The organism is Aurantimonas sp. 22II-16-19i (assembly GCF_002088275.1).
In the GTDB taxonomy this organism is placed as follows: Bacteria; Pseudomonadota; Alphaproteobacteria; order Rhizobiales; family Rhizobiaceae; genus Jiella.
This window is the reverse complement of record NZ_AQQS01000066.1, coordinates 1-7,519: the sequence shown is the minus strand read 5'-3', so window position 1 is coordinate 7,519 and position 7,519 is coordinate 1. Positions and strand designations below refer to the sequence as shown.

7 protein-coding genes and 1 pseudogene are annotated in these 7,519 nt (G+C 67.1%); 5 read left to right on the top strand and 3 right to left on the bottom strand.

Annotation, left to right across the window (positions count from 1 at the left end):
• The first annotated feature begins 314 nt into the window (after positions 1 to 314).
• Together ATO4_RS26450 and ATO4_RS26445 are read left to right on the top strand one after the other, a co-directional pair.
• Positions 315 to 1,355, top strand: a complete 1,041-nt coding sequence (locus ATO4_RS26450) for a homoserine dehydrogenase (RefSeq protein ID WP_083595082.1) — start codon at positions 315 to 317, stop codon at positions 1,353 to 1,355.
• Positions 1,352 to 2,056: a glutamine amidotransferase gene (locus ATO4_RS26445; RefSeq protein ID WP_083595081.1), complete on the top strand. Its 705-nt coding sequence runs from the start codon at positions 1,352 to 1,354 to the stop codon at positions 2,054 to 2,056. The genes ATO4_RS26450 and ATO4_RS26445 overlap by 4 nt, the downstream gene beginning before the upstream one ends.
• A 455-nt stretch (positions 2,057 to 2,511) precedes the next feature.
• Here ATO4_RS26445 and ATO4_RS26435 read toward each other — a convergent pair whose 3' ends face one another.
• From ATO4_RS26435 to ATO4_RS26425, 3 genes are all read right to left on the bottom strand, one after another.
• Positions 2,512 to 3,762: a DUF5996 family protein gene (locus ATO4_RS26435; RefSeq protein WP_083595083.1), complete on the bottom strand. Its 1,251-nt coding sequence runs from the start codon at positions 3,760 to 3,762 to the stop codon at positions 2,512 to 2,514.
• 101 nt (positions 3,763 to 3,863) lie between these two features.
• Entirely contained in the window at positions 3,864 to 4,799 is a 936-nt protein-coding gene (locus tag ATO4_RS26430; RefSeq protein ID WP_083595079.1) for a pirin family protein, read from the bottom strand.
• Positions 4,800 to 5,012: 213 nt separating this feature from the next.
• Positions 5,013 to 5,906: a LysR family transcriptional regulator gene (locus tag ATO4_RS26425; protein WP_083595078.1), complete on the bottom strand. Its 894-nt coding sequence runs from the start codon at positions 5,904 to 5,906 to the stop codon at positions 5,013 to 5,015.
• Between the two features lie 144 nt (positions 5,907 to 6,050).
• On the opposite strand from ATO4_RS26425, the gene ATO4_RS26420 reads away from it, so the two are divergent.
• The 3 genes and pseudogenes from ATO4_RS26420 to ATO4_RS26415 form a co-directional block, all read left to right on the top strand.
• Complete coding sequence (locus ATO4_RS26420; RefSeq protein ID WP_083595077.1) at positions 6,051 to 6,704, top strand: hydrolase; 654 nt, start codon at positions 6,051 to 6,053, stop codon at positions 6,702 to 6,704.
• A gap of 316 nt (positions 6,705 to 7,020) precedes the next feature.
• The gene (locus tag ATO4_RS28015) at positions 7,021 to 7,179 is read left to right on the top strand and encodes a hypothetical protein (RefSeq protein WP_176223196.1); all 159 of its coding nucleotides are present in this window, start codon (positions 7,021 to 7,023) and stop codon (positions 7,177 to 7,179) included.
• A gap of 55 nt (positions 7,180 to 7,234) precedes the next feature.
• Positions 7,235 to 7,519: pseudogene (locus ATO4_RS26415) on the top strand (DUF4126 family protein); the annotation flags it as partial.

The window sequence follows — 7,519 nt, the reverse complement described above, 5'->3', positions numbered from 1 at the left end:
CGTCAGGTCGTGGTGAAGGCGGTTGGCGTCCCTCGCCGGCGGCAGTCCGAAAAGCCGCGCATAGTCGCGGCTGAACTGCGAGGGCCGAGCCCGGCGCGCATCGAAGCGGCCTATGCGATACTCGAGAAACTCGATTTGGGCTCTACGGCGCGGTAACATTGGCCGCCCGGCGCGCCGAAGGCTCCGGCGATCCGAATTCTTTGGCGAATCTGGCGTTCCGGCCAACATGTTCTGCAATGGACGAAAATGCTAAGTGCTCGACACGAAGGTCGTCGCCCATGCCGGCAACTCTATGCGAAACAGGGAACGGTGCCATGGAGACGCTCAAGATTGCCATTGCGGGTTTCGGAGGCGTCGGCCGCGCCACGGCGAACCTGCTTCTGTCCCGGCGCAGGCGATATCGCGACGTCTATGGAATGGACGTCCGCCTGGTCGCGGTCTGCGGATCGCGGGCCGGCCTCGCCGACGCGGCCGGCCTGGAGGCAGACAGGCTGGACGGGCTCGAGCCGGGTCTGTCGGGGCCGGATTTCATCGCGGCGAGCGGCGCCGACATTCTGATCGAGGCGGGGCCGAGCGACTTTCGCACCGGCGGTCCGGGCCTCGCCTATATCCGCGCGGCGCTCACGGCCGGGCGCGATACGATCGTCATCTCCAAGGGCGCGCTGGTCCATAGCGGCCGGGAGTTGCGCGGCCTCGCCCGCGCCTCGGGCGCCAGGCTGAAGGTCAGCGGCGCGGCCGCGGCGGCCCTGCCGACGATCGATCTTCTGGACCACAGCCTTCTCGGCTGCACGGTGATCGGCGTCGAGGGCATTCTGAACGCCACCACCAACTATCTCCTCGACGCCATGACGGCGCGGGCGATCGGATTCGAGGAAGCGCTTGCCGAGGCCCAGGCCGGCGCCTTCGCGGAAGCCGATCCGCGCAACGACACCGAAGGGTGGGACACGGCCTCCAAGCTCCTGATCCTCGCCAATTTCGGCCTCGGCCACGATCTGGCCCACGATCTCATGATGAGCGACCTGACGGTCGAGGGAATCCAGTCCGTCACCCGCCCGCAGATCGAGGCGTGGCGCGAAAGGGGCCTCGTCCCCAAGCTCGTCGGCAGCCTTGCCTCGGAGGACGGCGCGATCCGCGCCGGCGTCGGCATCCGCACCTATCCGCTGGATGACCCGTTCGCCCATGTGCGGGGAAAGAACAAGGCGATCCGCATCACCACCGACGCCATGGGCGAGACGGTGGCAATCGGATCCGGAACGGAACCGCTCGCCACCGCGGCCGCGGCGCTGAAGGATCTCGAACACATTCTCGTCGACCGCACCGCCCGGCCGCTCGCGCTTTCGGAGCTCCCGTCATGACCCAGCGCAGCCTCACCGCGATACGCCACATCGGTTTCGAGGACCTCGGCAGCTTCGAGACTCCCCTGAGGGCGGCCGGCTACGAGATCGCCTATCTCGACGTGGCGGACCACGACGTCGGGCTTCTCGATCCGCTTCAGGCCGACCTCATGGTGGTTCTCGGCGGGCCGATCGGCGTCTACGACGACGACGCCTATCCGGTCGTCGCGGCGGAGATCCGGCTGCTGCAGGCGCGCCTTGCGGCCGGCCGGCCGACGCTCGGCGTCTGCCTCGGGGCACAATTGATGGCCGCCGCCCTCGGCGCCAGGGTCTATCCGGGGCCCGCCAAGGAAATCGGCTGGTCCGCACTGGAGATCGTCGACACCGACGCCAGTAATCCCCTCGCCGCGCTCCGCGACGTCCCCGTCCTTCACTGGCATGGCGACACCTTCGATCTGCCGGATGGCTCTGCCCTCCTCGCCTCCACCCCCGTCTGCCGCAACCAGGCCTTTTCGCGCGGGCCGAATGTCCTCGGCCTGCAGTTTCATCCCGAAGTGCTTGGCGCGCGCTTCGAGCACTGGCTGCTGGGGCACGCGAGCGAGCTGGCCGCCGCCGGCATCAGCCCCGCCGCTCTGCGCCGCGACGCCGCGCAGTATGGGAAGGACCTGGAGGCCGCCGGCGCCGCGATGCTGGCCGACTGGCTGGCCGGGCTCGACCGGTAGCTCGCTGGAGGAGCCGTTCAGGCCGCCTGGCCGGCTTCCTGCTGCCCGTTCGAAGCGGCCGCGGGGCACTCTCGACCACACTCGCAACGATCGCGCCTGCATGCGCCGATGACAGCCCTCGCCCGGCCACTCATCCCCGCGGCCAGTCCACTCCGTGTGAACGAAGAGCCTCCCATATCTATCCCCATACCACCGACCCGATGCCGTCGACGCACGGTTCGGCACCAGCATTGCCGATCCCAATCGCTGGCTGGAGAACAGGGCCCTCGCCGACCGGCCTGCCAGGGGCCCGATGATCGGCTTCATGACCATCGCCGTCGGCCAGACCGCCGGCGCGCCGCTCTTCGGTTTTCTCCCGGACGAGATGGCAACAGGCCTGGCGGTCACGGCCTTCGCCGCGATCGCCCTCGCCTCATATCAGGGGTGCCGGCATTGGCCCGAGAACGCCGGCCCTGTCACCGCGGCAGCACATCCTGCCATTCCGGATGGCGGCCGATCTGCGCTTTGGCGAACGGGCAGAGCGGGATGATCGTGTTCCCGTCCCGCCTGGCGTCCTCCACCGCCTGACGCACCAGGCGTTCGCCGACCCTCTGGCCGCGCAGGGCCTCCGGAACCTCCGTGTGGTCGATGATGATCAGGCCTTTTCCTGCCCGGCTGTAGGTCATTTCGGCTTCGACCCCAGCGACGATCAGCCGGTAGCGCCCCTTCGAGCCACCATCCTCCCGTTCGACGTCCTCGTCGATCACGGGAGCAGCCGGACGCAGCGGAGCGGCATCATGCGGGCGAGGCTTGCCGCGCCGCGCCGGCACGGCCTCCAGCAGGTCGCGGTCCCATCCTGCGAGATCGGCCGTCGCCTCGTAGGTCGAAACGAGGAACGCCATCAGCGCCGCGTCGGGATCGGCGGCCGACCGGACGGCATCATAGGGCAGGACGAATTCCGACAGCCCCTCATGCCAGAATGCGGCCTCGGGCCGGACCGAAGCACCGCGAAACCCCTTCGGCGCTGGATAGGCATAGGCGTAGAAGGCGGGATAATCGATCCCGCCGCCGCCCGGCCAGAAGCCGGCGGACGACACCTCGCGGTCATAGGCTTCGTGCGTCACGTGATCGGGCAGCGCCGGAATGCCGCCGGGATGAAGGGGCGCGCGCCGCCCGGAAAAGCGGGTCACGGCCATGTCGAAACTGCCCCAGAACAGATGGGCGGGGCTGGACTTGCCGACAAAAGAGGACCGGAACGCCTTGAAGACCCCGTCGACCGCCAGCAGGGCGCGATGGAAGCGCTGAACGGCGTCACGGTCGTAAGGTCGATCGCGATCATCCTCGCTGAAGGGGACCGGGTGAGGCACCTCGTTCGGACTGCCGTCGAAGGTCGGCGTACCGCCGAGGTCGGAAACGAGCCGGATGAAGTCGGCATGGAACGCCGCAACCGTCGTCGGTCCAAGCGCGAATGACGCCTTCCGACCGTCACCACTCGTGCCCCGAACGACGTGGTCATGGAAATCGAACGCGATCTCGATGCCGGAGCCGTCAGGGATCAGCGACGATGTCAGGCCGCGCGGCGTGACATAGAAGGTCGCGCTCCAGGAATGGTTGAGCCACGGGCTATGCGCGAGGCGATACTTCCCGGCGACCTGCGTGAAGAGGTGCAGGGCGGAACAGGTCTCGCGCCAGCTGAGATAATCGAGATCCGGCCAATCGTTGCTCATCGGTTTGCCTTCCATTCAGTGGTCGCGCGCGATGCGGCGTTCCTCATCTGCCCAACGATCGCCCTCGGATCCCGTCCGGGCGATCGGCTCGTCGGCGCCGGTCAGTCCGGCAGCGGAATGTGCTCGTTGCGGTCGTCGATCGGCAGGTCGAAACGTCCCCTGCCCCAGTTCTGCGCGCGCCATTCCGCCTTGGCTTCCTCGATGCGCTCGCGTGAGGACGCAACGAAGTTCCACCAGATGTAGCGCGGGCCGGAAAGGGTCGCGCCGCCGAGGATCATCAGCCGCGCACCCCTTTCGCCGGCCGCGACCGTGATCCTGTCGCCGGGGCGGAAGACCATCATCTGGCCCGCCTCGAACTCCTGTCCGGCGATCGCGATCGAGCCTTCAACGATGTAGATGCCCCGGTCCTCGTGATCCTGCGGCATCGGCAACCGCTTTCCGGCGTCGAGCGTCACGTCGGCATAGAACGTCTGCGAATACATCGTCGCGGGCGCCGTCGCACCATAGGCGTTTCCGAGGATCAGCCGCACCGAGACGCCCTGGTCCTCGATCACCGGCAACGCCCCTTCGCCATGATGCTCGAACAGGGGCGCCATGTCCTCGTGGCTCTCGGGCAGCGCAACCCATGTCTGGATCCCGAACAGGCTGTTCGGACCGCTTCGAGCCGTCGCGGAGGTGCGTTCCGAATGGGTCACGCCACGCCCGGCGACCATCCAGTTCAACGCGCCGGGGCGGATGATCTGGTCGGCCCCCGTGCTGTCGCGATGGTGAAAATCGCCGCGGAACAGATAGGTGACGGTGGCGAGACCGGTATGCGGGTGGGGCCGGACATCGACGCCCTGTCCGGTCAGGAATTCGGCCGGCCCGGCCTGGTCGAAGAAGATGAACGGGCCGACCATCTGACGCTTCGGCGCCGGCAGGGCCCGGCGGACCTCGAAGTCGCCGAGGTCGCGGGACCGCGGCACGATCAGCGTTTCGATTGCGGCGAGGCCGACCTCGTCGGGACAACCAGGTTCCAGGGCGGGGTTCCAGCTCATGCGCGTCATCCTCTTCTGGGCTGCCGGAGGACCTTGCCTCGCGATCGATGGCAGAGGCTTGTCCGGTCTCATCGATCGAGGGATCCGCTCCATCGATCGAAGACGGCTCCGCCTAACGGACGACGGATTGCGCCACTAGCCGCGAGATGCGCGAAGCTGTGTCGCGGAAAGCGGAACTCGCGGCGTCGGCGCAGGCATTGCCGGCGTCGTCTTCTAGTCACCGATTTCCGCAAAACGCGGATCCTGCGCGAACATTTCGATCATCAGGTCGGTGAGGACCCGCACCTTCCGCTCCGGATGCTGGCCTGGCGGGCGGACGACATAGGCACCGGCCGAAGGGGGTGGATGGCTGGTCATGATCGGGACAAGTGCGCCGGAAGCGACGTAGTCGTGGGTGATGCAGTCGGGAAGCCAGGCGATACCGAGGCCGGAAGCGGCGGCGCCGGCCAGCGCGATGGCGTTGTCGGCCTTGAAGCGCCCCTGCGGCTGCACCGTGACGATCCCGTCGCCATCCGTAAATCGCCAGGTTTCCGTTCCCTGCATCAACGCCTGGTGGGCAGGGATGTCCGCCGGCTTCTCGGGCGAGCCGTGCGCCTTGAGATAGTCCGGGCTCGCGACAAGCCTGCCGTGGATCGGCCCGATGCGCCTTGCGACGAGATTGGAATCCGGCAGGTAGCCGACCCGGATCGCGCAATCGAACCCTTCCGCGATGAGATCGACGAAGCGATCGCTGTAGCCGGTGTGGATCTGGAGCTGCGGATGGCGTCGCGCCATCTCGGCCACCATGGGTGCGAAGTGGGTCGGTCCGAAGGATAGCGGCATCGCGATCCGCAGGCGCCCTTGAAGCTCGCCTTCGGGGAGGATCGTCTCCCTGGCGGCCTCGATCTCGGCACGGATCCTGGCGGCATACTCGCGAAACGTGACCCCGGCTTCCGTCAGGGCGGCGCCGCGGGTGGTTCGGGCAAGGAGCAGGACGCCGAGTTCCGCCTCGAGCCGGAAGAGCCGCCGGCTGACGATGGATTTCGACACGCCGAGCCGGCGGGCGGCGGCGGAGACTCCACCCGCATCGGCAACTTCGACGAAGGTGGACAGATCCTCGATATCCACGAGCGTTCCCCGAATTGCGACACAGCTGGCCGCACAAGGTCACTATGACGTCGAAGGCAGGAACGGCAATACCGCTGCCGGGAGCGTCGCTGCTGGCGCTCGCAAAAACCGGTTCCGCCCAGAGCGGCAGCAAAGGATTTCACGATGACACTTCGTAACGGCCTCGGATCGCTCCTTCGTCCCGAAGACTCGGTGCTCGTCCTGATCGACCACCAGCCCTACCAGCTCGCGAACCTGAACAGCCACGAGCCGCAGATGGTGATCAACAATACGGCGGGTCTGGCCAAAGCCGCCAGGGCCTTCGGTGTCCCCACCATCCTGACGACCGTCGTCGCCGATCGCGGCGGCCTGTTGTTTCCCCAGATCACCGATGTGTTTCCGGGCCAGGAGGTGATCGACCGGACTCTGATCAACACCTGGGAGGATCCGAAGGTCGTCGACGCGGTCAAGGCGACCGGCCGCAAGCAGTTGGTCATCGCGGGCCTGTGGACCGAGGTCTGCGTCGCCATGCCGACGATCCAGGCGCTCGGCGAGGGCTGGGACGTCACCGTCGTCACCGACGCGTCGGGCGGCACTTCTGTCGAGGCTCATGAAGTCGCCATCCAGCGCATGATCGGAGCCGGTGCCAACATGATGACCTGGGTGGCAGTGGCGGCGGAGTGGCAGCGGGACTGGGCTCGGATCGACACGGCCGGCAAGTTGACCGAGGTGTTCACGCAGCACGCCGGCGGCAGCGGCATCGCCTATCTGTGGGAGCAGCAGCTCCTCAACACGCCCGTGCCGAACAGCGGAAGGTGATCCGGGCCGGATGACCGGCCCTGCGACGAGCGTCACAGGCCGTGGCGCTCGCCGCGGCTCGTCACCAAAGGGCCAGCGATCAGTACCAGGGCGGTTTCGCCGAAACCTTCGTATGATGGACCGTTTTATTTGATGATGGTACAGATGATGTCCAAAGGGAACAAGGTTCGCCTGTGCCCGTCGACTGGCCGCACGACTCATTTTGCCTTTCGATAATTCTCTTCGAGGCACCGACGCCAGCAGTTCTTCCAGTCCGAAATCCGGCTGCCGGCACGGGCAACGGGGATAGACTGGACTCGATCAGGAGGGCTGGTCGGTGATCGCGGCAACCGGCACCCGTGGCGTGGCCGATCGTCCGGCCGATGACAGCCGGAGCGGATTGCGCCCCGCCACCTGGGGTTCCGATGCCACGTCCGGACACAGACATACGACCTTCATCCGCATTCCGACCTTCACCGACATCATTCCCGCCTGAATCATCCTACCGACCGAACGCGTTCCCATCTGCCTCCAACGCGAGACCACCTGCGATGATCCTCCTGTCCTTCCTGGTCGGTATCGTGGCGGGGCTGCGGGCGATGACCGCTCCCGCCGCGGTCAGCTGGGCGGCCTATCTCGGCTGGCTGCCCCTCGGCGACAGCTGGCTGGCCTTCCTCGGCTATCAGTGGACGCCCTGGATCTTCACGGTGCTTGCGATCGCCGAACTCGTGACGGATCAGCTGCCGTCGACGCCGAGCCGCAAGGTCCCGATGCAGTTCGGGACACGGCTTCTGACCGGCGCCGTCAGCGGCGGAGCGATCGGGATCGCCGCCGGC

What these genes read in the sequence shown, in the direction of transcription:
- ATO4_RS26435 (WP_083595083.1), bottom strand. Translation starts at nt 3,762, where the DNA reads ATGAGCAACGATTGGCCGGATCTCGATTATCTCAGCTGGCGCGAGACC.
- ATO4_RS26450 (WP_083595082.1), top strand. Translation starts at nt 315, where the DNA reads ATGGAGACGCTCAAGATTGCCATTGCGGGTTTCGGAGGCGTCGGCCGC.
- ATO4_RS26420 (WP_083595077.1), top strand. Translation starts at nt 6,051, where the DNA reads ATGACACTTCGTAACGGCCTCGGATCGCTCCTTCGTCCCGAAGACTCG.
- ATO4_RS26430 (WP_083595079.1), bottom strand. Translation starts at nt 4,799, where the DNA reads ATGAGCTGGAACCCCGCCCTGGAACCTGGTTGTCCCGACGAGGTCGGC.
- ATO4_RS26445 (WP_083595081.1), top strand. Translation starts at nt 1,352, where the DNA reads ATGACCCAGCGCAGCCTCACCGCGATACGCCACATCGGTTTCGAGGAC.